The sequence below is a fragment of the Rhizobium sp. TBD182 genome, assembly GCF_001950375.1.
GTDB classification, from domain to species: domain Bacteria; phylum Pseudomonadota; class Alphaproteobacteria; order Rhizobiales; family Rhizobiaceae; genus Agrobacterium; species Agrobacterium tumefaciens.
In genome coordinates this window covers 161,345-186,621 of record NZ_BDLN01000004.1, presented here as the reverse complement: position 1 = coordinate 186,621, position 25,277 = coordinate 161,345, and the positions used below count along the sequence as shown (strand labels likewise).

The following is a 25,277-nucleotide window of genomic DNA, read 5'->3' as shown; positions in this document are numbered from 1 at the left end:
TGAGTTTCAGCGAAGGTGCAACAGCAAAACGCCCGCCGGGAGGGCGGGCGTTTATAACGAAAGACAAAATATCGCTGCTAGCGATGCCGTATGGGCATCATTCCGCGTAAGCGATCAGCAGATCCTTTGCGTCGATCTGGTCACCCGGGCGCACGAGAACCTCGGCGACCTTGCCATCGCGTTCGGCGTGAAGCGCAGTTTCCATCTTCATGGCTTCGATGGAGAGCAGCACGTCGCCGGCCTTGACCTCCTGACCCTGGTTGATGAAGACGCGGCTGATGACACCCGGCATCGGCGCACCAATATGCGTGCCATTGCCGAGTTCCGCTTTGCGGCGCACCGCAGAGCCGGATGCGCCATGAGCGCGATCCGGCACCTTGATGCGGCGCGGCTGGCCGTTGATCTCGAAGAACACCGTCACCATGCCCTTATCGTCAGTGCCGGAAGAGGCTTGATTGACGATGACCAGCGTTTTGCCGCGCTCGATATCGGCAAACAGCTCTTCACCGTCCTCCATGCCGTAGAAATACGCATGGGTGGGAAGCACGGAAACCGGACCGTAGGTCTCGGAGGTCAGGGCGAAATCGGTAAACACCTTCGGATACATCAGATAGGATGCGAATTCGAAGTCGTTGACGGAACGCTCGAGTTTGGTCTCGATCGCCTTTCTCTCAGCATCGAGATCGGCATCCGGCAGCAAAGAGCCGGGACGAACCGTATAGGGCGCGTCACCCTTCAGCGCCTTTTTCTGCAGGGCTTCCGGCCAGCCGCCTGGCGACTGTCCAAGATCGCCCTTCAGCATCGAAACCACCGAGTCCGGGAAGGACACTTCGCGATCAGGATTTTCCACGTCGGCGACCGTCAGATCCTGGCTCACCATCATCAGCGCCATATCGCCGACAACCTTGGAGGACGGCGTGACCTTGACGATATCGCCGAACATCCGGTTGGCGTCGGCATAGGCCTGCGCGACCTCGTGCCAGCGGCTCTCAAGACCGAGCGAGCGCGCCTGCTCCTTGAGATTGGTGAATTGCCCACCGGGCATTTCATGCAGATAGACTTCCGAGGCAGGGCCCTTCAGATCGCTTTCGAAAGCCGCATACTGGTTGCGCGCCGACTCCCAGTAGAACGAGATGCGGCGGATCCATTCCGTATCGAGACCCGTATCGCGTTCCGATCCGGCCAGCGCTTCCACGATGGAACCGAGGCAGGGCTGGGACGTGTTGCCCGAAAGCGCATCCATGGCGGCATCCACCGCATCCACGCCCGCATCGACGGCGGCAAGCACGGTCGCAGCCGCAATACCGGATGTATCATGCGTGTGGAAATGGATAGGCAGGCTGGTCGCCTCCCTAAGCGCCTTGAACAGCACCTTGGCAGCGGCAGGCTTCAGAAGTCCCGCCATATCCTTGACGGCGATGATGTGCGCGCCTGCACGCTCCAGCTCGGCGGCGAGGTTGGTATAATATTTCAGGTCGTATTTTGGACGCGCAGAATTGAGGATATCGCCCGTGTAGCAGATGGCCGCTTCGCAGAGCTTGTTCTCCTCGGCGATCGCATCCATCGATACGCGCATATTCTCCACCCAGTTCAGGCAGTCGAACACGCGGAACAGGTCGATACCGCCCTTCGCAGCCTGACGGACGAAATATTTCACGACATTGTCTGGATAGTTCTTGTACCCGACGCCGTTCGCACCGCGCAGCAGCATTTGCAGCAGCAGGTTCGGCGCACCCTCCCGGATCAGCGCCAGGCGCTCCCACGGGTCTTCCGTCAGGAAGCGCATGGAAACATCGAAAGTGGCGCCGCCCCAGCACTCCAGAGACAGAAGCTGCGGCAAGGCCTTGGCATAGACACTTGCGACGCCGGCAATGTCATGGGTACGCATGCGCGTGGCCAGCAGCGACTGATGGCCGTCGCGCATCGTCGTGTCCGTTACCAGCACCCGCTTTTCGTTGCGCATCCAGTCGGCAAAGCCCTTCGGCCCCAGCCGGTCGAGCAATTGCTTGGTGCCATCAGGCGTCGGCGCATCGATGTAGGGAACCACCGGCTGTGCCGCATTTGCCGGTGGCTTAACGCGGCCCTTGGTTTCCGGATGCCCGTTCACCGTCACATCGGCAAGATAGGTGAGCAGCTTCGTAGCGCGGTCCTGACGCTTGACCTGTGCAAACAGCTCCGGCGTCGAATCGATGAAGCGGGTCGTATAGGTGTTGTTGCGGAAACTCGCATGGCCAATGATGGCCTCGAGGAAGGTGAGGTTGGTCGCAACACCGCGAATTCGGAATTCGCGCAGCGCGCGGTCCATGCGGCTGATTGCTTCATCCGGCTGCGGCGCCCAGGCCGTTACCTTCACCAAAAGCGGATCGTAATAACGGGTGATGATCGCCCCCGAATAGGACGTCCCGCCATCCAGACGAATGCCGAAGCCGGACGCCGAGCGGTACGCCGTTATACGGCCGTAGTCGGGAATGAAATTGTGCTCCGGGTCTTCCGTGGTGATACGGCACTGCAGCGCATGGCCGTTGAGGCGGATATCCTCCTGTTTCGGCACACCCGATTCCGGCGTGCCGATGGCGGCCCCTTCCAGAATATGGATTTGCGCCTTGACGATATCGATGCCGGTCACGACTTCGGTGACGGTATGCTCCACCTGAATGCGCGGATTGACCTCGATGAAGTAGAATTTGCCGGTATCGACATCCATCAGATATTCGACCGTGCCGGCGCCGATATAATTGGTCGCAGCCGCGATCTTCAAGGAATAGGCGGCCAGTTCCTGACGCTGCGCTTCGCTGAGATAGGGTGCCGGCGCGCGCTCAACCACTTTTTGATTGCGGCGCTGGATCGAACAATCGCGCTCGAACAGATGAACGACATTGCCGTGGGTATCACCGAGAACCTGGCTCTCGACGTGGCGGGCGCGCTCGAGCAGCTTTTCGAGATAGACCTCGTCCTTGCCGAAAGCGGCCTTCGCCTCGCGCTTGGCCTCGGTGACCTCGCGTGCCAGATCCTCCTTTTTGCGGATGGCGCGCATGCCGCGACCGCCGCCGCCCCAGGAGGCCTTCAACATCACGGGATAACCGATCTCTTCGGCCAGCCGCTCCACCTCGGCCATATCGTCCGGCAGCGGCTTGGTTGCAGGAACAACGGGAACATTGACCGAGATCGCCAGATTGCGGGCGGCAACCTTGTTGCCGAGCTGGCGCATCGTATCCGCCGTCGGTCCGATGAAGGTAATGCCAGCCTTGTTACAGGCCTCAACGAATTCGGGGCTTTCGGACAAAAGGCCGTAACCGGGATGGATCGCGTCCGCGCCGGAAAGTCTGGCCACGCGGATGACCTCCTCAATCGAAAGATAGCTCTCGATCGGTCCCATATCCTTGGCGAGATGCGGACCCCTGCCGACCTGATAACTTTCATCCGCCTTGAAGCGGTGCAAAGACAGCTTGTCCTCTTCCGCCCAAATGGCGACGGTTTTTATCCCCAGCTCGTTCGCTGCCCGGAAAACTCGGATCGCAATTTCGGATCGGTTGGCAACAAGTATTTTCGATATTTTCAAGACGGTCTCCCCACACGCCAAAACAGAATTTCTGCTGCACTGCGGAATTAAGCAGCAAAACCCGGTCTTGAAAAGGGCAATTCGGGAGAGAAGCGTACTGTCGTAACTAGCTCAGCAAGCCGTTGCGAAAGGCGAGTGCTACAGTATGCTGCCTGTTCTTGGCGCTGAACCGACGCTGGATTCCATTGATATACCAGTCGACCGTGTGATTGGAGATCGATAGCTGGCGTCCAATTTCGGTTGAGGTCATGCCATCAGCCATCAGCGTCAGAACTTCCATTTCCCGCCTTGTAAGTTCAAGAGCGGAAACATTCGGCGCGTTGTTGAGGTTATGGACCTGGCCTGAAAGATCGAGCAGACGCCAGAACACCGCGCGCGTGGCCGCATCCAGCAGCTCAACGTGCAACGAGGGCAATTGCCGGTCCTCGCCGCCAAGGAACACCGCGCCGATGAATCCCGCGGCCCGTGCACCGGAAAGGCATACCCACCCTGCAGACCGTAACGCCCGGCATCGTGAAAAAACACATTCGCCCTTTTTCGATGCATCGCGCGGGGCAGGCCCTCAAGCGCCTCTTTCCACTGAAACGGCTTGTGCACCATGCCGATCACCTTACGGACGGGATCGACAAGATTATACTTCTTGGCGCGGTAGACCTCGATCCACCCTTCCGGGAGATGTTGTGCGAGAATCTGGCCGGTGGAAGCAAGCTCCCCGGTCATCCGCAGGCTGACGAGGAAATATTCGAAACCATATTCGCGAATAAGTGTTACAAATTCGGAGCGAACACGATCAGCGTTTCCCGCCTGGTAGCACGCAGAGATGAAGTGAAGAATATCATGCATAAAGACACATGCCCGGAGCTTGGCTGGAAGGGATGACATGAAGGACATGGTCCCGCGAGGACATCATGTTACTCGGGCGCCGGTCGGTTCAGACTGAACATATCGTCGTTAGCAATCCCTGAAACGAACATGCAAAATCTTGTGACGGCGTCCCCTAGAAACATCGGGTTCAGTTTTTTTTCGGTTCGCACGCGTGCTCGGTTTGTTAAGCCGCCATTCAGACTGAAAGAGCGATAATTACACAAATTTCGCCGTCTCATGCAACCTTGCTAAAACAGCATTGTATTGAGACCGAACAATCAACCGCTCGAAACAGACGCTGGACTGGATTGAAAATTTGACTTTGTTTCAGGTTTACACACGCGCCCTGCGCTATCTGACCGTACATAAATGGCGGGTGTTGATCGTTGTCATCGCCAACATCATTCTTGCAGCGATCACCATTGCCGAACCCGTGCTGTTTGGACGGATCATCGACGCCATCTCCTCCGGCTCCGATGTCACGTCCATCCTCATCCTGTGGGCGGGTTTCGGCGTCTTCAACACCGTGGCTTATGTCGCTGTCGCCCGCGAGGCCGACCGGCTGGCCCACGGTCGCCGCGCGACCCTGCTGACGGAAGCCTTCGGCCGGATCATCTCCATGCCGCTCTCCTGGCACCATCTGCGCGGCACCTCGAACGCGCTGCATACGCTTCTGCGCGCCAGCGAGACGCTGTTCGGCCTGTGGCTCGAATTCATGCGCACGCATCTGGCGACTTTCGTCGCACTCGTACTGCTTATTCCGACAGCCATTGCCATGGACCTGCGCCTCAGCTTCGTCTTGATCGGTCTTGGCATCGTCTACTGGTTCATTGGCAAGTGGGTGATGGGCCGCACCAAGGATGGCCAGGCTTCGGTCGAGGAGCATTATCACAGCGTTTTTGCCCATGTCAGCGATTCCATCAGCAACGTGTCCGTCCTGCACAGCTACAACCGCATCGAGGCTGAAACGAAGGCGCTGAAATCCTTCACCGAAAAACTGCTGAGCGCCCAATATCCGGTGCTCGACTGGTGGGCTTTCGCAAGTGCCTTGAACCGCACTGCCTCCACTGTTTCGATGATGATCATCCTCGTCATCGGCACCGTGCTGGTGAAGAACGGCGAATTGCGCGTCGGTGACGTCATTGCCTTCATCGGTTTCGCCAATCTTCTCATCGGCCGTCTCGATCAGATGCGTCAGTTCGTGACCCAGATTTTCGAGGCGCGCGCAAAGCTCGAGGATTTCTTCGTGCTCGAGGATTCCGTCAAGGAACGGGAAGAACCGGGCGACGCCCGGGAATTGTCCAATGTCTCCGGCACCGTGGAGTTCCGCAACGTCAATTTCGGTTTCGCCAACACCAAGCAGGGCGTCCACGACATCTCGTTTACGGCCAAGGCCGGCCAGACGATTGCCATCGTCGGACCGACGGGCGCGGGCAAGACCACGCTCATCAATCTTCTGCAGCGTGTCTATGATCCGGATTCAGGCCAGATTCTGATCGATGGAACCGACATCTCGACGGTGACGAAGAACTCGCTCAGAAACTCCATCGCCACCGTGTTCCAGGATGCTGGCCTTCTGAACCGCTCCATCCGCGAAAACATCCGCCTTGGTCGCGAATCTGCTACCGACGCGGAGGTCGTGGAAGCAGCAGCAGCTGCTGCTGCGACGGATTTCATCGACAGCCGTATCACCGGCTACCTGACCCAGGTGGGTGAACGCGGCAACCGCCTGTCCGGTGGCGAGCGCCAGCGTATCGCCATTGCGCGTGCTATCCTGAAGAACGCTCCCATCCTGGTCCTTGACGAGGCAACCAGCGCGCTGGACGTGGAAACGGAAGCACGGGTTAAGGCCGCCGTGGACGCGCTGAGAATGAACCGCACGACCTTCATCATCGCTCACCGCCTTTCCACGGTGCGCGATGCCGATCAGGTGCTGTTCCTCGATCAGGGCCGTATCATTGAAAAGGGCACGTTCGACGAGCTCAGCCAGCGTGGCGGACGCTTCACCTCGCTGCTGCGCACCAGCGGCCTGCTGACAGAGGAAGAGGGCCAGCCCCGGCCTAAAGCCATCGCCTCCTGACACTCTGGCTTACGGAATATAATAAGGGCGGGCACCGTGGTGTCCGCCCTTTTTCTTTGTCCGTTTTCCAAAGTCTGCGAAGCTGGAGACATGTGCCTTGATAATGCAGGAAAGGGCCAAGCCTTAGCCTTAGCCTTAGCCTTAGCCTTAGCCTTGGCCATCAGCATTCAGCGATCCAACAGCGCAGAAACATGGCCCTGTAAAACTGCTCTGCCTGTGTGCCACGTCGAGAGGAGCGCGGCTCACATTCTCGTTGGCCCTTGCAAGACCGTCGCGAGGCTGTGTCATTTCTCTCATGAGATGATGCTGGAGATACCCGCCAGGACAAAGCTGTTACCGCGCCTCCGTGCAGACAAACAATACTAGGGCAGCCACAATAAAAATTAAGGCCCCTGCGTCACCGCAGGAGCCTTATTTTAAAAGCAAACGTAGAGCCGGTCGTCAGTCGAACGGGATCACCCGATCGTCAGCCGACAGGGGCTTGCCGTCGACGGATACCGAGACCTCCGCCGTGCCAGCCTTACGGCTGACGACGATGTCCTTTGCTTTACCGTCCAGCGTGATCTTCACCGAGAAGCCGCTCCAGTCTTCGGGCAGCGACGGCGCGATGTGAAGCTTGCCTTCGGTTCGGGTGATACCGAGAATGCCCTCGATCGCGGCGCGATAGAGCCAGCCGGCGGAACCCGTGTACCAGCTCCAGCCGCCGCGACCCGCATAAGCGCCCTCACCGTAGACATCGGCGGTCACCACATAGGGTTCGACCCGATAGGTTTCGGAGGATGCCGCGTCGAGCGCATGGTTGACGGGGTTGAGCAGCTTGAAGCAGTTCCACGCCTCCTGCGCACGCCCCTGCTTGGCAAGGGCAAGCACTACCCAGGTCGCCGCGTGGGTATATTGTCCGCCGTTTTCGCGCACACCCGGCGGATATCCCTTGATATAACCCGGATCATGCGGTGCCCGCGAGAATGGCGGGGTGAACAGACGGATGATACCGGCCTTTTCATCGACCAGATGCTCAATGACAGCGTCCATCGCCTGCCGTGACCGGCCTTCTTCACCCTCGCCGGAAAGAACGCTCCAGCTCTGGCCAAGTGAATCGATCTGGCATTCCTCGCTGGTGGCGGAACCGAGCGGCGTGCCGTCGTCGAAATAACCGCGACGGTAGTAGCTGCCGTCCCAACCCGCAGTTTCGAGATCATTGCGAAGCTTTTCGCGATGCGCCGACCACCTGCCGACACGGTCTGCATCACCGCGCTTTTCGGCGATCGCTATGAAATCGCGAAGCGCTCCGGCCAGGAACCAGCCAAGCCAGACACTGGTGCCCTTGCCGCCGATGCCGACACGGTTCATGCCGTCGTTCCAGTCACCGCCGAGGATCAGCGGCAGACCGTTTTCGCCGGTGCGATGGATCGCGAGATCAAGCGCCAGCGCCGCGTGTTCGTAGAGGCTAGCGGATTTGTCGCTCGTCTCCGGCTGGAAGAAGGCATCGTGCTGCCCCGGCATCAATGCCGGTCCCTTGATGAAGGGGATGTTTTCATCAAGGATGGCCGCATCACCCGTAGCCGAGACATACTGGTTGATCGCATAAGCGAGCCAGACCACGTCATCAGAGATCGTCGTGCGGACACCTGCACCGGTCAAAGGCAGCCACCAATGCTGGACATCGCCTTCAGCAAACTGGCGGCCTGCCGCACGCAGGATCTGCTTGCGAGCGAGATCCGGCTGGTAGAGCAGGAATGCCAGCGTGTCCTGAAGCTGGTCACGGAAGCCGAAGGCGCCGCTCGACTGATAGAAGGCCGTGCGCGCCAGGATGCGGCACGCCAGCGCCTGATAGGGCAACCAGCTATTGACCATGTGGTTGAAGCCGGCATCGGGCGTGGTAACCTGCAACTGGCCGGTAAAGCCAGTCCAGAACGCCTTGCTGCCCTCCAGCACCGACTGGAAATCCGCCGCGCGGACTTGTTCGACCAGCGTTGCCGCCTCCTCCGCATTGTCGGCATCGCCGAGAATGAAGGTCATATGCCGTTCTTCGCCTGGCTTCAGGTGGATTTCCTGCATCAAGGCGGCGCAGGGATCGCCGTCCACCTCGGTGCTGCCACTGAGTGCCGCACCGGACACGATGCCCTGTGGAGCCTGTGCAGAACCGAAGCGGCCGATGAATTCACGGCGGCTGGTGGTAAAGCCGCTTGCCTCGCTGTCGAGCGTCAGGAAGGCAGTGCGGGTGCTATAGTCGATGCTGTAAGGGTTCGAAGCAAAAATCGCATTGCTGCCGGCATCGTGCCTACTCAGGATGAACGGCGCAGATTTCTGGCCATTATTGCCCAGCACCCATTCCACATAAGCATAGACTTTCAGGCGGCGGCTTTTCGAACCCTTGTTGCGTACGATGAGCTGCGAGAACTTGACCGGCTTTTCACGGTCTACCGTCTGTGTCACCTCGACTTCAAGCTTATCCGTCTTGCCGGTCATTACGGAATAACCGAGACCGTGACGGGTTTCGAACAGGGCTTCCGGATCACGCGAAAGGGCAGCACAGGGCGTATAGAGCTTTCCTGTTTCCACATCGGCAACATAGAAGGCCTCGCCCGGCCGGTTGATGACCGGATCGTTGCTCCAGGGTGTCAGCTGATAGTCACGGGAATTGCGGCTCCAGGTGAAACCAGCGCCTTCCGCCGACACATGGAAGCCGAAACTTTCGTTCGAGATGACGTTGATCCAAGGATGCGGCGTGGATTGCCCACCATGCAGGCGCACGACATATTCCTCTCCGCTTTTGGCGAAACCACCAAAACCGTTCCAGAAATCGAGATCGCCCGCATCCTCGACAGCCTCAGCGACGGGGAACGCAGGCACCGGCAGGCGAGCCTGCGCGGCCTCAGTCGCGCCGTCAGGACCGCGATGCGCCGCAAAAAGCGACACGGCGCGGTTGATCTGGTCGACAATCTTGCCATTCCGCACATGCAGCACGACACGGGAGGCCGCCAGAAGCGCGCTCCAGGTCTCTTCGTCCATCAAGTCGCGGCGAACGGAGAACACATGCGGCCTACCACCATCGGCGGGATTGATGCGACGCTGTGCCTCGGAAATATGATCCAGCGCATGCTGCATATCCTGTGCATACGACGCGGCCCGTTCGTTGACGATGACGAGATCGAAGATCACCCCGCGCGAACGCAGATATTCGTGGGCGCTGAGCGCCTCACGGGCAATATCCATGTCCATATCGTCGTTGATACGAAGGCTGAAGATCGGGAAATCGCCCGAAATGGCAAGCGGCCAAAGCGCCCGCTGCGAAGCGAGGCCCGTTTTCAGCGTTTCCGAATCCGCGCGCAGATGCATGTCCGGATAGGTCAGATAACGGCCGAGATGCTGGAAAGCGGCGGCCTGCTGCGAAGTGACACCCACATGGCGCATCTGCACCTGCGTGCGCGTCCATGCATGCACGAGTTCATGGGCAAATGCGTCAGGATGGCGATACCGATCGATCGCCTTGTCGACTTCCTCGCGGCTCGGCGCGGCAATCGTCCAGAAAATCACGCTCACCTTTTTGCCGGCCGGTACGCGCACAGTGCGGCGCAACGACAGGATTGGATCGAGCGTGAAGCCGTCGGTGTTGGAAAGCGTGGCACCCGTATCGAATGCAGCCGCTTCACCGAGCGATCGGCCACGGCCGATGAACTTGGCACGGTCCGTCTCGAACTCCGTCGGGCGCGATGGGCCGGCGTTATCGGCAGCAAGATGCGCGATGATCGTTCCGGGCTCATTCGGGCTGCGGCGGTTACGCCAGGCGCGGATGACATCGCCGCGCCGGCCGATCTCCGTCTGCACGAACATGCGCGAGAACAGCGGATGGGCGTTGTCGTCGTCTTCCGACGCAATGACCGGCTCCATATAGGAGGTCACTTCAATGTAACGATCCTCGGAACCGACATTGAGCAGCGTGACGCGGCGGCCATCGGCATCGTGCTCGGTGGCGACGATGCATTCAACGACGCTCTGCAGATCGCCGACATTCTTGTGGAATTCGGCCTTGTCGTCGGTGAAGATCGTCTTGGTCTTTTCGCCTTCGATGACACGCGGCTCAGCCGTCGCACTCCACCATTGTCCATTGGTGGTATCGCGCAGGAAGATGAAGGTTCCCCAACGATCTTCGGTCGGGTCGGCCTTCCAGCGGGAAATCGCCTGACCGTTCCATTTCGAATATCCAGCACCGGTTGAGGTGAGCATCGTCGAATAATGGCCGTTCGACAGGAACACCACTTCGCGGTCGCGCACGGCCGGGTCGGCGATGGAGCGCACTTCCGCACGCAGCAGGTCTGCCTGTTCCTTGCCTGGGGTTTCCGGCTCGTATTTGGCGCTCATGACAGGCACTTCGCGCGGTGCCTTTTCCTGCAACAGGAGTTCGGCCGCCTCGATTACCGGGTCGGAATGGAAGAGTTCGCGCAATACACCGTCAAAGGCGACGTTGGCGACAGCCGCGATCGACATGCCGTGGTGGTGGGCATAATAGTTGTAGACCACCGCGCAGACCTTGCCGTCAGGCACACGTGTCGGCGTGAAATCCACGGCATCATGGAAGCCGTACTGTCCAAGCGCGCCAAGCTTGCGCAGCTTGTCGAGGTTTTCCAGCGCACCGTCAGGATCGTACTGGCTGGCGAGGATCGACGCATAGGGCGCGATGACAGCATTCTGGCCGAGACCGCGCTTGAGGCCAAGCGTCGGCACACCGAAATTGGTGTACTGGTAGTTCATGTTGTGATCGCGGGCGTTGAACGCCGCTTCGGAAATGCCCCATGGCGTGCCGAGACGGCGGCCGTGGTTCATCTGTTCCTTGACGATCAGATTGTTGGTCTGGTTGAGAATGCCACCCTGACGCTCCTGCATGACGAGCGGAGGCATCAGATATTCGAACATCGAACCCGACCAGGAGACCAACGCGCCCTGCGCACCGATCGGCACGACCTGGCGGCCGAGACGGTACCAGTGCTCGGTCGGCAGATCGCCCTTGGCGATGGCAAACAGGCTGGTCAGGCGGCATTCGGACGCCAGAAGGTCGTAGCAGGCCTCGTCCAGTTCCTTGCTTTCGACGCGGTAGCCGATCGACAGAAGACGGCGATCCTTGCGATAAAGGAACGTGAAATCCATCGAGAAAGCGAGGTTGCGGCTGCGGTCGCGCAGCGATGCAAGACGCTGGCGTAGCGGCTCCATATTGGTGAGGTCGATGGCGCTGTCTGAAATATGCGCCTCGCAGCAATCCACGAGCAATTGTGCCCAGCGTGTCACTTCCGCGCTCTGCGCAGACTTTACTTCGTGATCGACATTGGTAGCGAGCTTCTGGATGTCGCGCGCGAGTACCGCAAGATTGATGACGCGGATCGATGCGAATTCATGCTCGCGCTTGACCGAGGCAAGAGCGTTCGAAAAACCGATGATGCGTTCTTCGAGGCGGCGATGCAGCGGACGCAGGTTCTTGCGGTCGTCAGGCAGCGCTTTCAGCGTTTCGCGCAGAATACCGGCGAGATCGCCGATACCGTCGAGATTACCCTGAAGATGCGCGGAAGTCGCTTCCGCCCACTGGCGGCAGGCAGACGAAACCGCAATCAGGTGACCGGCGAGATTACCGCTGTCCACCGCCGAAACGTAACGGGGACCAAGCGTCTGCAGCGTGTCCGTATGGTACCAGTTGTAGAGATGGCCGCGATGTTTCTCCATCTTCTCGACGGTCTGGATCGTGTTCTCGATCCGCTCCAGCGTATCGGCAAAGCTGATCCAGCCAAACTGGCGCGCCGAAATGATGGAAAGCAGGTAAACGCCGATATTGGTAGGCGATGTACGCGAGGCAACAATCGGCTCCGGCGTTTCCTGGAAGTTGTCCGGCGGCAGGTGGTTTTCCTGCGGCGTCACGAAGGCTTCGTAATAACGCCACGTGCGACGCGCGATCTTGCGAAGCTCGAAAGAGACGTGTTCCGAAACGAACAGCCGGTCTTCGGTTTCCGCCGACTGGCTGACATACCAGGCAACGGCGGGAGACAGAACCCAGAGCAGAGTAAATGGAATGCCGATCAGGAAGGCATTGTCACCGGGCAGCGCCGCAAACAACAGGCCGAGCATGGCCACAACAGGCGCATGCCACATCTGGCGGAAATAATAGGTGATGCCGCCCTGGGCGCTAGACTGCATGCTGGCGGCGGTGCGCCATTCCAGCATCAGCTTGTGGCTGACGAGCAGACGGTAGAGCGAACGGACAATTGCATCCGTCATCATGCAGGCAGAATCGGCAATGAAGACGATACGCAACGCAACCTGCGCATTGGTGGCGCGGATTTCCGACCAGATGGTATGGAAATGGGCCTGCGGCACGATATCAGTGGAGCGCGGCACGAGCCCGGAAAGCAGCGAGAGCGTCGGAGCGACGAACAGCGAGAAGATCAGCAGGATCTGCCAGATCAGCGCACCGAGCGGGTCCATGAAATACCAGCCGAGGATCGAGGCGAAGAACCAGGCAATCGGCGTCAGCGAACGGCGAAGGTTATCGACCATCTTCCACCGGCCGATCGCGGTAACACCACGGGCGCGGTCGAGAATATAGGGAAGCAGCTGCCAGTCGCCACGCGCCCAGCGATGCTGGCGCGAGACTTCCACCTCGTAGCGGGTCGGGAAATCCTCGACCAGTTCCACATCGGTCACCAGCGCGCAGCGCGCAAAGGATCCTTCGAGCAAATCATGGCTGAGGATGGAGTTTTCCTCGATCCGGCCCTTAAGAGCCGCCTCGAAGGCATCCACGTCGTAAAGACCCTTGCCGGTGAAGGTGCCTTCGGAGGTCAGGTCCTGATAAACGTCGGAAACGGTGAAGACGTAGGGGTCTATACCGCGATTGATCGAGAAGACACGCTGGAAGACGGAAGCATCCTTGCCCGTCGTCAGCGAAGGCGTAACGCGCGGCTGCAACAGGCCGTAACCTTCAACCACACGTCCCGAGACCGGATCGATGACGGGGCGGTTGATCGGGTGATGCATCTTGCCGACGAGCTTGGTCACCGCATCGCGCATCAGGCGCGTATCGGCATCAAGCGTCATGACGTATTTAACATCGGCCGGCACGATATTGGCGCCACCGAGGAATGTCGTGTCCTTGTCGCCGCGCAGCAGCATGTTCAGTTCATGCAGCTTGCCACGCTTGCGCTCCCAGCCCATCCAGCAGCCTTCGGACGGGTTGTAGATGCGGCGGCGGTGCAGCAGGTAAAAACGCGTCTTGCCATCGAAGGCATAACGGCTGTTCAGCGCCGCCAGTTCGCGCTTGGCATATTCGAGAATCTCGAGATCGTCGCCGGACTGCTCATATTGGGCATCGCGCCAGTCGCTGACCAGCGCGAAATAAATCTCGCCATGCGGATTGGCGAGATAATGCACCTCGATATTGCGCATCATCTCGTCGACGCTGTCGCGGCTGGTCAACATGCAGGGCACGGCAACAAGCGTGCGGGCGTCCTGTGGAATACCGTTCTTGAACTCGTATCCGACCAACCGGAACGGCTTCACGAAGAAAGTGACGAGCGTGTTGAACAGACCGGTCGCGCCTTCCGAAGCAGGCAATGCAAACATCAAGAGGAATGCGGTCACCACATACCAGGGCATGCCCGCTTCGGCCAGGAACCAGCCGACGGCAAGCATGACGAGCGCGGTGATGAGAAACACTGGCGCCGCAATTGCGAGCCAGTTGAACTTGCGCATTGACCGGACGATATGCTGCGAGACCAGCGGCCGATAAGCGAGCACCTTTTCAAGCTCGAACCGGCGCTCGCCGACGAGTACGGAGCCGACATTGACGCGATGGTTTTCAGACACCTCGGCAGGCTCGCCGGATCTCGCCATTTCCACGGCGGCACGCGCGACCTCTACCTCTGTCTTGGGGGAGCGACGCGCCAGAAGCTCGATCGTGTTGCGATAGGTGTTGCGCGAACCGAAATCGAGAATCTCGTAATCAGTTTCCTCGCGCAGGACCTTGTCGATATGGCTGACTTCCTCGAACCACACCGACCATTCGGTATCGTCGATTTCCCTCAGGCTCTTGACGATATTGCCCATCGTCACATTGCCTGAGGCCAGCCGGTTGTGTTCCGACATCATGACGTTTTCAGCGTCGGTGCCCGCAGCATGCAGGCGTTCTTCAAGCCAGGCCACCGCAAAACCCGAAGTCTGCGAGCCGTTTCTGAGGCGATAGAGGAACTGCGTCGCAAACGTCGGGTCATCGACCAGCGAATCGACCTGCTTGAGGAGCGCTGCGGAGGCTTCCGCATCGTTCAGGCGAATGATTTCGTCGACGACTTCATTCGCCTTCTGGCGCATGCGGCGCGAGCGTTCCACGCGAATGGAAATGCGGCGAAGATTTTCGATGAGGACAAAACGGATGATGGGGGGCAGCGCCCACAATTCGCCGATCTGCAGCGTCTTCGACGTCTGATAGCCATCCACCAGCGCCGTCATGTTCTCGCGCGAGACCGTGCTGTGGGTATGGGCGACATAAAGCCAGCCGAGCGCCATGACCCGCGGGATCGTCACGCCGCCCACCGTCATTGTCGGCAGCTGGCGATAGAACTTGCGAGGAAAATCGCGGCGGACTTCCTGGATCGCCTCTTCGATGACGTAGTGGTTGTCGAGCAGCCATTCCGCCGCCGGCGTTATCGTCGCGCCATTTTCCGCGTCGACGGCCGTTGTGCGGTAGACCCGCAGGATTTCCTTCTCGTTCTCACGGTGGCGCTCGAAGAAGTCGAACTCCATGAAGCCGGGAAGGGTATCGGCACCGTCGCGCGAAAGCGCGGCACCGGCATCATGCAGTTCCTCGACCGTCATATAGGACGCGCGGATCGAATCATTGTGATCGATCTGCTTCGTCTCGGAATCACGGGCGGCGGCGGTCGGGGTAATATGAAATGACATCGGCTCGTATTCTGAACTTTATGGAGAATTGTTCGACTTGACCGGCGTTTCGTCCGTGGCGGGAATACGCACGAAATCGGGCCACGCTATATTTATGACTTATCCTGAACCTTCGGTGAACCGGATCAGACGTTGTGTGCAACGCATCGTCAAACGGCGAATATCCGCAAGCACGGCGTTTTGCTGCGCGATCCCTCCGAGCATGCAAAGCCGGGGATCTCTGCGGAGAATGGATTTTCGACGACAGGAAAATTTCGCCCTATGGCCCGGCAATGCCGTTCCAACCGGATTTCGCACCTTCCCCCACGGCGAAAATTGTTCGCGCAACGTCAGATAGTCCCCCTTTGACACCTGAAGGGCAACGCGAGGCCGAGAAGGCCTGCGCCACATCCGAAACGCTAATGCCCCAGGACGTCTATAGTTCCATGCCACCTGTCGCGATACGATGCAAGCGATGAATTTCAAGGCATTCCGGCTCCGGGAACGCCCCTTACATGCCCGCGTATATGCTGCTATGAAATTTGCAAAAAGCGCTGGAAAAAAGCGGCGTAACCATGGACTTCGAAAATGAACAGACAGACCGCAAACATTGCCTCCTTCGCCAACCATATGCCGGATGTGGTGGCAATCCGCCGCCACCTGCACCGGCATCCCGAAATCGGTCTTTCCGAATTCCAGACCTCGGATTTCATTGCCGGACAGCTGGTGGAAATGGGTTACGAAGTAACGCGCGGACTTGCCGGAACCGGTATCGTCGCCACGCTCCGCAATGGCGACAGTGCCCGCACGCTCGGCATTCGCGCCGATATCGATGCCCTGCCGATCCGTGAGGAAACCGGAGCGGAATATGCAAGCGCCAATGATGGCGTCATGCATGCCTGCGGCCATGACGGACACACGGCCATGCTCCTGGGAGCCGCGAAGATCATCGCCGAACGCAGGAATTTCGATGGGACCCTGCATCTGATCTTCCAGCCGGCGGAGGAGAATTTCGGCGGCGCCCGCATCATGATCGAGGACGGACTGTTCGACCGCTTCCCATGCGATGCGGTTTTTGCCCTCCATAACGATCCCGGCGTACCCTTCGGACAATTCGTCCTGCGCGACGGTCCAATCCTTGCCGCCGTCGATGAATGCAGGATCACCGTCAACGGATATGGCGGCCACGGCGCCGAACCGCAGGATGCGGCCGACCCTATCGTTGCGGGCGCCAGTATCATCATGGCCTTGCAGACGGTGGTGTCCCGTAACATCCATCCGCAACTGTCGGCGGTCGTCACTGTTGGCGCATTTCATGCTGGTGTTGCGAGCAACGTCATTCCCGAGAAGGCGGAAATGCTCCTCACCATCCGTTCCTTCGACGCGGGTGTGCGCGACGAACTGGAAAAGCGTATCCGGGCGATAGCCGAAGGCCAGGCGGCCAGCTATGGCATGAGTGTCACGCTCGATTACGAGCGCGGCTACAATGCGACCGTCAACCACAAGGCGGAAACGGACTATGTCGCCGGTCTGGCCCGTCGTTTTGCCGGGGCGGAAAAGGTGGTTGAAATGCAGCGCCCGTCCATGGGCGCGGAAGACTTCGCCTACATGCTCGAAAAACGGCCCGGCTGCTACTTCTTCCTCGGCACCGCGCGCACCGAAAACGACCCGCCGCTGCACCATCCGAAATTCGACTTCAACGACGATATCCTACCAATCGGAACCGCCTTCTGGGTCGATCTGGCGGAGGATTATCTGAAGGCGTGAATGAATATAAAAAGGCCGGTCGGAGGAGCGACCGGCCTTTTTTTCTCAAGTTTCCTGATGAGAAAATCTGGGAGGATCAGGGAACGAGACCGAGTATGACCGCCGCGACAAAAGCCACGCACACGCCGACAAGAGCCGCGTGAACCGAATCTCTCCAGTTTCGCTGCGACTGGGGCTGCGAGACAAAGTCTTTTGCTTTTCCGGCCTTGGAATAAGACATTGTACAACTCCCTTCCCTGCTCGGCCCGTCAAAGCGGGCACTGCTCATTTCCCGTAAAGAATAGCTGTATTCCCCACTGTTTCAGTAGAGATAAAATTCCATAAGTTCGGCGCATTGGGAAAAATACGGATCGCGACTTGCCGCCGGACAAGCATCAATCTACCCATTGCGCAGGATCAACGTCGCAGACGGCATTTCCGTTCAAAATCATTGGCAGGCTCGGATAAGGACCATGACGGATATAGACGCCATCATCATAGGAGCCGGGGTGATCGGACTGGCGACGGCCCGCGAGCTGGCGATGCGTGGTCTTTCCGTCATCATCCTCGAAGGCGAAAAGGAATTCGGTTCCGCCACCTCTTCGCGCAACAGCGAGGTTATTCACGCCGGGCTTTATTATCCTGAAGGCAGCCTCAAGGCACGCCTTTGCGTTGAAGGCAGGGAGCGGCTTTATACGTTCTGCCAGAGCCATGGCGTTTCGCACCGCCGCTGCGGCAAACTCATCGTGGCAGCGAACGCGGACGAGACGGCTCTCTTGGCGGCCCTCAAGGAAAAGGGTAACGCCAATGGCTGCGACGACCTCGAACTGGTCGATGCCACGCAGGCGCTGTCGCTCGAGCCTGCGCTCACCTGCGTAGCGGCCCTGCTTTCACCTTCGACCGGTATCATTGATAGCCATGGTTATATGCTGGCGCTGCTCGGCGACGCGCAAGACCATGGCGCAGCCCTCGCCCTGAATGCACCATTCGAAAGGGCGGAAGCGACCGGCAACGGTTTCCGCGTTCACGTTGGCGGCAAGGAACCTCTCAGCCTGACATGCCGGCTACTCGTCAACTCCGCCGGCCTTCTGGCACCGCTGGCGGCAAAACAGATCGAGGGATTGCCGAAGCACACGATCCCGGAGGCGCGTTTCGCCAAAGGCAGCTATTTTTCGCTGACCGGCAAGTCGCCTTTTTCACGGCTCATCTACCCCGCTCCGCACACCCACGGCCTTGGCGTGCACCTCACCCTGGATCTTGCCGGTCAGGCCCGTTTCGGGCCGGATGTGGAGTGGGTCGACACCATTGATTATGCCGTCGATCCCCGCCGCATGGAGGGTTTTGGCGACGCGATCCGCCGCTATTGGCCGGGCCTACCAGAACACGCGCTGATCCCGGCCTATTCGGGCATCCGGCCGAAGATTTCAGGACCCGACGAACCGGCCATGGATTTTCGCATCGACGGGCCGGAAACCCACGGACTTGCCGGTCTCGTCAATCTTTTCGGCATCGAAAGCCCCGGCCTCACCGCCTCACTGGCGATAGCCAACGAGGTTGCGGCACGGCTCGAGGCCTGATCCCACCCGGATCTCAGCCGAAACGGGACAGTGCGCTCGCCATGATCTCCGGATCGACATTGCCGCCGGAGGCAACCGCAATCACCGTTTCGCTCTCCAGCTCGTTGCCGTGAAACAGCGCCGCCGCCAAGGCCACCGCGCCGCCCGGCTCGACGACGACCTTCAGCCTGTTGAAGGCGAGAACCATGGCCCGCAGTGCTTCCTCTTCGGTCACGGCAATGCCTTTTCCGCAAAGCCCAACCATAATCGGGAAGGTGATGTTACCGGGCTGAGGCGTGACGATTGCATCGCAGATCGAACCGGAAGTCGTTGCATTCCGCTCGATCTTGCCCGCTGCGAGTGAGCGCGCCACATCGTCGAACCGCTCGGGTTCTGACGTCCTGACCTTGTAGTTCGGCGCTTTCGCCGCAAGGGCAAGGGAGATGCCGGATGTGAGGCCGCCGCCGCCGCAGGGCACGAGAACCTCGGCCGCATCGATACCGAGTTCCAAGCCCTGTTCGGCGATTTCCAGCCCGACAGTCCCCTGCCCTGCAATCACCAGCGGTTCGTCGTAGGGCCTGATAAGGGTCAGTCCGCGCTCGCTCGACAGGCGGTCGCCAATGGCGTCGCGATCGTCATTCGCCCGGTCGTAGAGCACCACTTCCGCACCATAGTCGCGGGTATTGTCGATTTTGATTTTTGGTGCATCGGACGGCATGATGATGACGGCAGGAACGCCGTGCAGACGAGCAGCAAGCGCGACGCCCTGCGCATGGTTGCCCGAGGAAAAGGCGATCACGCCACGGGCGCGCACATCGGCCGGCAGACCGGATACCGCCGACCAGCCGCCGCGAAATTTGAACGAACCCGTTCTTTGCAGGCACTCGGCCTTCACGAACAGCTTTCGCCCGGCAATCTCATCCAGAAAATGCGACGACAGAAGCGGTGTCCGCACCGCATGTTCGCCGATGCGCTGGCGCGCTGCCTCAATCATCGAAATATCTGTCATGCCCTGCCCCTGTAATGCGGATGTTGGGTGTACATTAGGAGGTCGCAATTAATAGTGAAACCGGCTGGACAAGAAAAATCCCCGGTCTTGGCCGGGGATCTTTCGTCATGCGCTTGCAAATGAATGGTCAATGGTTGTGCCGGGGCATCTTCTCGGCAATCCGGCGGAAATCCGCGGCCCCTTCCAGAACCGCACCGTCCGAAAGCTGGGTCACCGATTGACGATAGATGCGCTGCCAGGGCGTGGCATCCGCAGGCACCGCAGGAATGCCATCGGCCTTTCGGGCAGCAAGCTCTGCATCCGGTACCAACGCGTCGCACTTGCCCTGATTGAAGTCGATGCGGATTACATCACCCGTGCGAAGCCATGCCAGTCCTCCACCGGCGGCACTTTCTGGCGAGGCATTGAGGATCGACGGGCTATCCGCGGTTCCCGATTGCCGGCCGTCGCCGATTGTCGGCAGGCTGGTTATGCCTTTTTTCAACAGCGCGTCCGGCGGCTGCATGTTGACGACCTCAGCCGAACCCGGCCAGCCGAGCGGTCCGGCCCCGCGAATGACGAGAATGGTGCGCTCATCGATATCGAGAGACGGATCGTTGATACGGGCGTGATAGTCTTCCGAACCATCGAAAACCACACATTTGCCCTCGAAAATCCCCTCACGACCCGGCTCGCTCAGATAACGCTGCCGGAATTCCGCCGAGATCACGCTCGTCTTCATGATGGCGAAATCGAACAGATTGCCCTTGAGGACGAGGAAACCGGCCCGTTCCTTGAGCGGCTTATCGTAAGGCAGTATCACGTCGCGGTCGGTCGATTCCCGCCCGTCCAGATTTTCCGCCACGGTCTTGCCGGTCACGGTCGGACAGCTCCCATCAAGCTTGCCTGCCTTCAGAAGCTCCCACATGATGGCGGGCGTACCGCCGGCACGGTGATATTTCTCGCCCAGCCATTTTCCGGCGGGCTGGACATTGGCGATGAGCGGAATGTCATAACCGTGAACCTGCCAGTCTTCCTCGCGAAGTTCGACGCCCGCATGTTTCGCCATCGCCGCCAGATGCGGCTGGGCATTTGTCGAACCGCCGATCGCCGAATTGACGCGGATCGCGTTCAAAAACGCCTCGCGCGTCATGATATCCGAAGGCTTGATATTCTCGACAACCAGTTCGACGGCGCGGCGGCCGGTGCGATAGGCCATCTGGCCGCGTTCGCGGTAAGCGGCCGGGATTGCGCCGCAGCCGGTCAGCGACATGCCGAGCGCTTCGGCAATGGCATTCATGGTAGAGGCCGTGCCCATGGTGTTGCAGTGGCCAACCGACGGAGCGGATTCCAGCGCCGCCTGCAGGAATTCCTCGCGGGTGATTTCGCCGGCGCCATATTTGCGGCGCATGCGCCAGATGACCGTGCCGGAACCAACCAGATCGCCGTCATGGTACCCGTCGAGCATCGGCCCGCCGGATAAGACGATAGCCGGAATATCGACCGTGCTTGCCGCCATCAGCGCCGAAGGCGTGGTCTTGTCGCAGCCCGTGGTCAACACGACGCCATCGAGCGGATAACCGTAAAGCACTTCCACCAGGCTGAGATAAGCAAGATTGCGGTCAAGCGCCGCTGTCGGTCGCTTGCAGTTTTCGAACATCGGATGGGTCGGAAACTCGATGGGGATGCCGCCCGCATCACGGATACCATCGCGCACCCGCTTGACCAGCTCGACATGGACGCGGTTGCAGGGCGTCAGGTCGCTGCCGCTCTGCGCGATGCCGATGACCGGCTTGCCGGAACGCAGCTCTTCCGGCGTCACGCCATAATTCATGAAGCGCTCCAGATAGAGCGCCGTCATGTCGAGATGGTCAGGGTTGTCGAACCAGTCCTGGGATCGCAGCCGCCGCACGGGTGTCTTGTCGTCGCTCATGAGACCGCCTCAGCCCTGTTCCCGGTTGTTGAGTTTTTCGAGGTAAAGCAGGATACCGCTATGGTCGATATCGGCTCCACCATCGCTGACGAAATCATCGAACTCCCGCGTTACCTGCTGGGTCAAAGGCAACGTCAGGGACAAATCCTTCGCAGTCGCCAGCACCCCGTTCAGATCCTTGAGCTGGAACTTGGAGGGTCCGCCTGGCGCGAAATTGCGCTTCACCATGCGTTCGCCGTGCAATTCCAATATCCGGCTTTCGGCAAAACCGCCACGTATGGCGTTACGGAACCCTTCGCGGGATGCCCCGCCCGCTTCCACAAGCATCATCGCCTCGGCAACCGCGCCGATGGTGATGGCGACGATCTGCTGGTTTGCGAGTTTGCATAGCTGGCCCGCACCGGAGGGGCCGACATAGGTGAGCCTGCCCATCGGCGCGAAGAAATCCGAAAGACCAGAGATCAGCGCCTCATCGCCACCGGCCATGATCGCGAGCGTACCCGCCGTTGCGCCCGGCACACCGCCGGAGACCGGCGCATCGACATGATGAATGCCCATTGCCCGTAGCCGGGAGGAGTGTTCGCGCGCAATAGGCGGCGCAATGGAGCTGCTGTCGATGACAACAGCGCCTTTTTCCAGCGCTTCGGCCACACCCGCCTCGAACAGCACCTCGCCCACGGCTTTGCCATCGCTCAGCATGGTGATGACGATATCGGCACCCCTGGCGGCTTCGGCCGGCGATGCCGCGAGAACCGCGCCATCGGCAACCAGCGCCTCAGCCTTTTCGACGCTGCGGTTCCACACCGCAACCGAAAAGCCCGCGCCCAGCAGACGCCGGGCCATCGGCCCGCCCATCAGGCCTGTTCCGATAAAGGCAACCGACCGCTTCTTCTCCTCCCCGCCGACACTCATTTCAGTGAACCTCCCAGTTCGTCCTCGATATGAACCTGAATGATCTCTTCGAAGGAGCTTTCAGCCGTAAAGCCAAGTTCACGGGCGCGCTTTGCTTCGAAACCGGGCGCCCAGCCTTCGCACATGCGCATGATCATCTCATTCGGCTCGCGGCGAATGAGGGCAACGGCCTTTTCGCCTGCAACCTTGCGCAGCGCTTCAATCTGTTCGCCAACGGTGGCGCTGAGGCCGGGCATGGACAGGTTGCGGCGCGGACCGACATTTTCCACGTCGATCGTTGCGCCATGAAGAAGGAAACCAACAGCGGAACGCGGCGAAGCGTGCCAATGGCGAATGCTTTCCGGCACCGGCAGAACCGCTTCCTGGCCGACCAGCGGCTCGCGCAGGATGTTGGAGAAGAAGCCGGAAGCGGCCGCATTCGGCTTGCCGGGGCGAATGCAGATCGTCGGCAGGCGAATGCCGATACCGTCGAAGAAACCGCGACGGCTATAGTCAGAGAGCAGCAGCTCGCAGATCGCTTTCTGCGTGCCGTAGCTGGTCAGCGGCGTGGCGTGGAACTCATCCGGAATCGGATAGGGGAGCGGCGCACCGAATACGGCGATCGACGAGGTGAAGACCACGCGCGGCTTGTAACCGTCCTTGCCGTTGGCAATGCGGATGGCGTCGAAGAGATAACGCGTGCCATCGAGATTGATACGGTAGCCCTTGTCGAAATCAAGTTCGGCTTCACCGGATACGATGGCAGCAAGATGAAAGATCACATCGGGGCGGGCTTCGACCAGCTTTTCGGCTTCGCCCGGCGCGGACAGATCGGCTGCGCGCGCATCAACCGCACCGGAGAAGCCGGCGGGCGCTTCAGGCTGAAACACGTCGATAAGCGTGAATCTGTCAATCGACTTGCCGCCAAGCGATCCATCCTTGACGAGACGCTGCGTCAGCTTACGGCCAACCATGCCTGCAGCACCGATGATTGCGATATGCATATCTTCCTCCTCTTTGGCCCGGTCATTCTCCCGAGACCGAAAAAACATCATCGGCTCATGAACCGATAAATTAGCTTGTAAGGTTGTCTGATAACCTTATATGGTTTGATTGAAAATAGTATTTTTTCACAAACCGGCAAAAGCAAGGGCGAAAGACCTTTGCCCGGATATTTTAGGGCGGATTGGACGGAGAGGGTGGAATGACGATCGTGAGCGAACACGATATCGAGGAATTGCGGTTCTCGCTGAAGAACAGGCTGGGCGAGGCGTTGCTGCTGACATCGCAGGAAGACATGCTGCGCTATTGCCGCGACTGGCATGGCGACGTCACCAGTTCGGCGGTAGCCGTCATCCGCCCCCGTTCGACCAAGGAAGTCTCCGATACGGTTCGCGCCTGCGCCGAACTCGGTCTCGCCATCATCCCTCAGGGCGGCAATACCGGGCTGGTGCTCGGCGGCATTCCCGATGAGCCAAAGCGTCAGGTCGTGCTGAGCCTCGAGCGCATGAACGCCATCCGCACCATAGACAGCGACGATTTTTCGGCTGTCGTTGAAGCCGGCTGTATTCTGTCGGAATTCAAGGATGCGGTTCAGGACAAGGGAATGTTCTTTCCGCTGTCGCTCGGCGCGCAGGGCAGCTGCCGCATCGGCGGCAACGTCTCCACCAATGCTGGCGGCATCAACGTTCTGCGTTACGGCATGACCCGCGAACTGGTGCTGGGTCTCGAAGTGGTATTGCCTGATGGCACGATCTGGAATGGCCTGTCGACGCTGCGTAAGGACAATCGTGGCATTGACCTGAAGCAGCTTTTCATCGGCGCGGAAGGAACACTCGGCATCATCACGGCCGTGTCCGTAAAGCTCTACCCCAATCCAGAACATGTCGAGACGGCACTGCTCGGCCTCAATTCGCTGGATGACGCCATCAAGCTTTATCGCCGCGCCCGCCGCGAATGCTGCGACCTGATGTCCGCCTTCGAATTCATGCCGCCCGTCGCCTTCACGCTCGCAATCGAAGCAATCCCTGACCTTAAAATGCCGATCGCCGGAGATTATCCGGCCTATGTGCTGATGGAAATTTCCGGCTCGGGGCTAGTAGACACTGCCGACCTGATGGGACGGTTCCTCGAGGGCGTCATGGAAGACGGTCTGGTGCTGGACGGCGTCATCGCCTCCTCGCGAGCACAGGCGCAATCTCTGTGGCTTTTCCGCGAGGGCATGAACGAGGGTCAGGCGCTGCGCGGCAGCCATATGCGCACCGATATTTCCGTGCCGCTGTCAAAACTTGCGGCGTTCGTGGCCGAAGCAGAGGCTGAACTGGCGGAAAAACTGCCGGAATGCCTGGCGGTTTCCTATGGCCATGTCGGAGACGGCAACGTCCATCTCAATGTGCTGCCGCCAAACGGAGCAACGCCGCAGGAGCGCGAAACCTTCATCTACAAATCGAAAACCCTCGTCAACGAAGTCCTTGACCGTTACGTCGGCAGCATCAGCGCCGAGCACGGCATCGGCCGCCTGAAACGCTCCGATTTCGAAAGCCGGCTATCTGATGTGCAGCGCCGGATGATCACGGGTTTGAAAAATGCCTTTGACCCCGATTTGCGTATGAATCCCGGTTGCCAGATAACCCTGCAACCGGATAGCTAATCGAGAAACAGCAAAGGCGGCGGAATACGCCGCCTCTGAAAACCCCGCTGACGGCGAAGGAGGAAGTCGCCTGCCGCGGGAAAAAACGGACCAA

Annotated in this window: 11 protein-coding genes and 1 pseudogene; 4 read left to right on the top strand and 8 right to left on the bottom strand. The window is 59.6% G+C overall.

Annotated features, from left to right (window positions below; genetic code table 11):
* Positions 1-97: 97 nt before the first annotated feature.
* The 3 genes and pseudogenes from pyc to T18_RS27730 form a co-directional block, all read right to left on the bottom strand.
* The gene (gene pyc / locus T18_RS15015; protein WP_038492474.1) at positions 98-3,559 is read right to left on the bottom strand and encodes a pyruvate carboxylase; all 3,462 of its coding nucleotides are present in this window, start codon (positions 3,557-3,559) and stop codon (positions 98-100) included.
* Positions 3,560-3,665: 106 nt separating this feature from the next.
* Entirely contained in the window at positions 3,666-4,001 is a 336-nt protein-coding gene (locus T18_RS27735) for a response regulator transcription factor (protein ID WP_233285227.1), read from the bottom strand.
* 29 nt (positions 4,002-4,030) lie between these two features.
* Positions 4,031-4,402 (bottom strand): annotated as a pseudogene (locus T18_RS27730) (autoinducer binding domain-containing protein); the annotation flags it as partial.
* Positions 4,403-4,739: 337 nt separating this feature from the next.
* On the opposite strand from T18_RS27730, the gene T18_RS15005 reads away from it, so the two are divergent.
* Complete coding sequence (locus tag T18_RS15005; protein ID WP_038492477.1) at positions 4,740-6,503, top strand: glucan ABC transporter ATP-binding protein/ permease; 1,764 nt, start codon at positions 4,740-4,742, stop codon at positions 6,501-6,503.
* A gap of 441 nt (positions 6,504-6,944) precedes the next feature.
* Here T18_RS15005 and T18_RS14995 read toward each other — a convergent pair whose 3' ends face one another.
* Positions 6,945-15,440: a GH36-type glycosyl hydrolase domain-containing protein gene (locus tag T18_RS14995; RefSeq protein WP_038492483.1), complete on the bottom strand. Its 8,496-nt coding sequence runs from the start codon at positions 15,438-15,440 to the stop codon at positions 6,945-6,947.
* A gap of 567 nt (positions 15,441-16,007) precedes the next feature.
* On the opposite strand from T18_RS14995, the gene T18_RS14990 reads away from it, so the two are divergent.
* Both T18_RS14990 and T18_RS14980 read left to right on the top strand, forming a co-directional pair.
* On the top strand, positions 16,008-17,186 hold the full coding sequence (locus T18_RS14990; RefSeq protein WP_038492486.1) for a M20 aminoacylase family protein: 1,179 nt from the start codon (positions 16,008-16,010) through the stop codon (positions 17,184-17,186).
* 452 nt (positions 17,187-17,638) lie between these two features.
* Positions 17,639-18,742, top strand: a complete 1,104-nt coding sequence (locus tag T18_RS14980) for an NAD(P)/FAD-dependent oxidoreductase (protein WP_038492489.1) — start codon at positions 17,639-17,641, stop codon at positions 18,740-18,742.
* 13 nt (positions 18,743-18,755) lie between these two features.
* Here T18_RS14980 and T18_RS14975 read toward each other — a convergent pair whose 3' ends face one another.
* From T18_RS14975 to denD, 4 genes are all read right to left on the bottom strand, one after another.
* A complete protein-coding gene (locus T18_RS14975; RefSeq protein ID WP_038492492.1) occupies positions 18,756-19,730 on the bottom strand; it encodes a threonine/serine dehydratase in 975 nt (324 codons plus the stop codon).
* 127 nt (positions 19,731-19,857) lie between these two features.
* A complete protein-coding gene (locus T18_RS14970) occupies positions 19,858-21,642 on the bottom strand; it encodes an IlvD/Edd family dehydratase (protein ID WP_003516539.1) in 1,785 nt (594 codons plus the stop codon).
* Between the two features lie 9 nt (positions 21,643-21,651).
* Positions 21,652-22,554: an NAD(P)-dependent oxidoreductase gene (locus T18_RS14965; protein WP_019566003.1), complete on the bottom strand. Its 903-nt coding sequence runs from the start codon at positions 22,552-22,554 to the stop codon at positions 21,652-21,654.
* Complete coding sequence (denD, locus tag T18_RS14960) at positions 22,551-23,537, bottom strand: D-erythronate dehydrogenase (RefSeq protein WP_038492495.1); 987 nt, start codon at positions 23,535-23,537, stop codon at positions 22,551-22,553. Before denD ends, T18_RS14965 begins: the two co-directional genes overlap by 4 nt.
* Before the next feature lie 200 nt (positions 23,538-23,737).
* On the opposite strand from denD, the gene T18_RS14955 reads away from it, so the two are divergent.
* Positions 23,738-25,183, top strand: coding sequence for an FAD-binding oxidoreductase (locus tag T18_RS14955; RefSeq protein WP_038492498.1), 1,446 nt, complete (start codon positions 23,738-23,740; stop codon positions 25,181-25,183).
* The last annotated feature ends 94 nt before the right edge of the window (positions 25,184-25,277 follow it).

Bases quoted from the DNA above. Each gene is read 5' to 3' on its own strand.
- T18_RS14975 (WP_038492492.1), bottom strand. From the start codon at position 19,730: ATGACAGATATTTCGATGATTGAGGCAGCGCGCCAGCGCATCGGCGAA.
- T18_RS14970 (WP_003516539.1), bottom strand. From the start codon at position 21,642: ATGAGCGACGACAAGACACCCGTGCGGCGGCTGCGATCCCAGGACTGG.
- T18_RS14990 (WP_038492486.1), top strand. From the start codon at position 16,008: ATGAACAGACAGACCGCAAACATTGCCTCCTTCGCCAACCATATGCCG.
- T18_RS14995 (WP_038492483.1), bottom strand. From the start codon at position 15,440: ATGTCATTTCATATTACCCCGACCGCCGCCGCCCGTGATTCCGAGACG.
- denD (WP_038492495.1), bottom strand. From the start codon at position 23,537: ATGCATATCGCAATCATCGGTGCTGCAGGCATGGTTGGCCGTAAGCTG.
- T18_RS14955 (WP_038492498.1), top strand. From the start codon at position 23,738: ATGACGATCGTGAGCGAACACGATATCGAGGAATTGCGGTTCTCGCTG.
- T18_RS14980 (WP_038492489.1), top strand. From the start codon at position 17,639: ATGACGGATATAGACGCCATCATCATAGGAGCCGGGGTGATCGGACTG.
- T18_RS14965 (WP_019566003.1), bottom strand. From the start codon at position 22,554: ATGAGTGTCGGCGGGGAGGAGAAGAAGCGGTCGGTTGCCTTTATCGGA.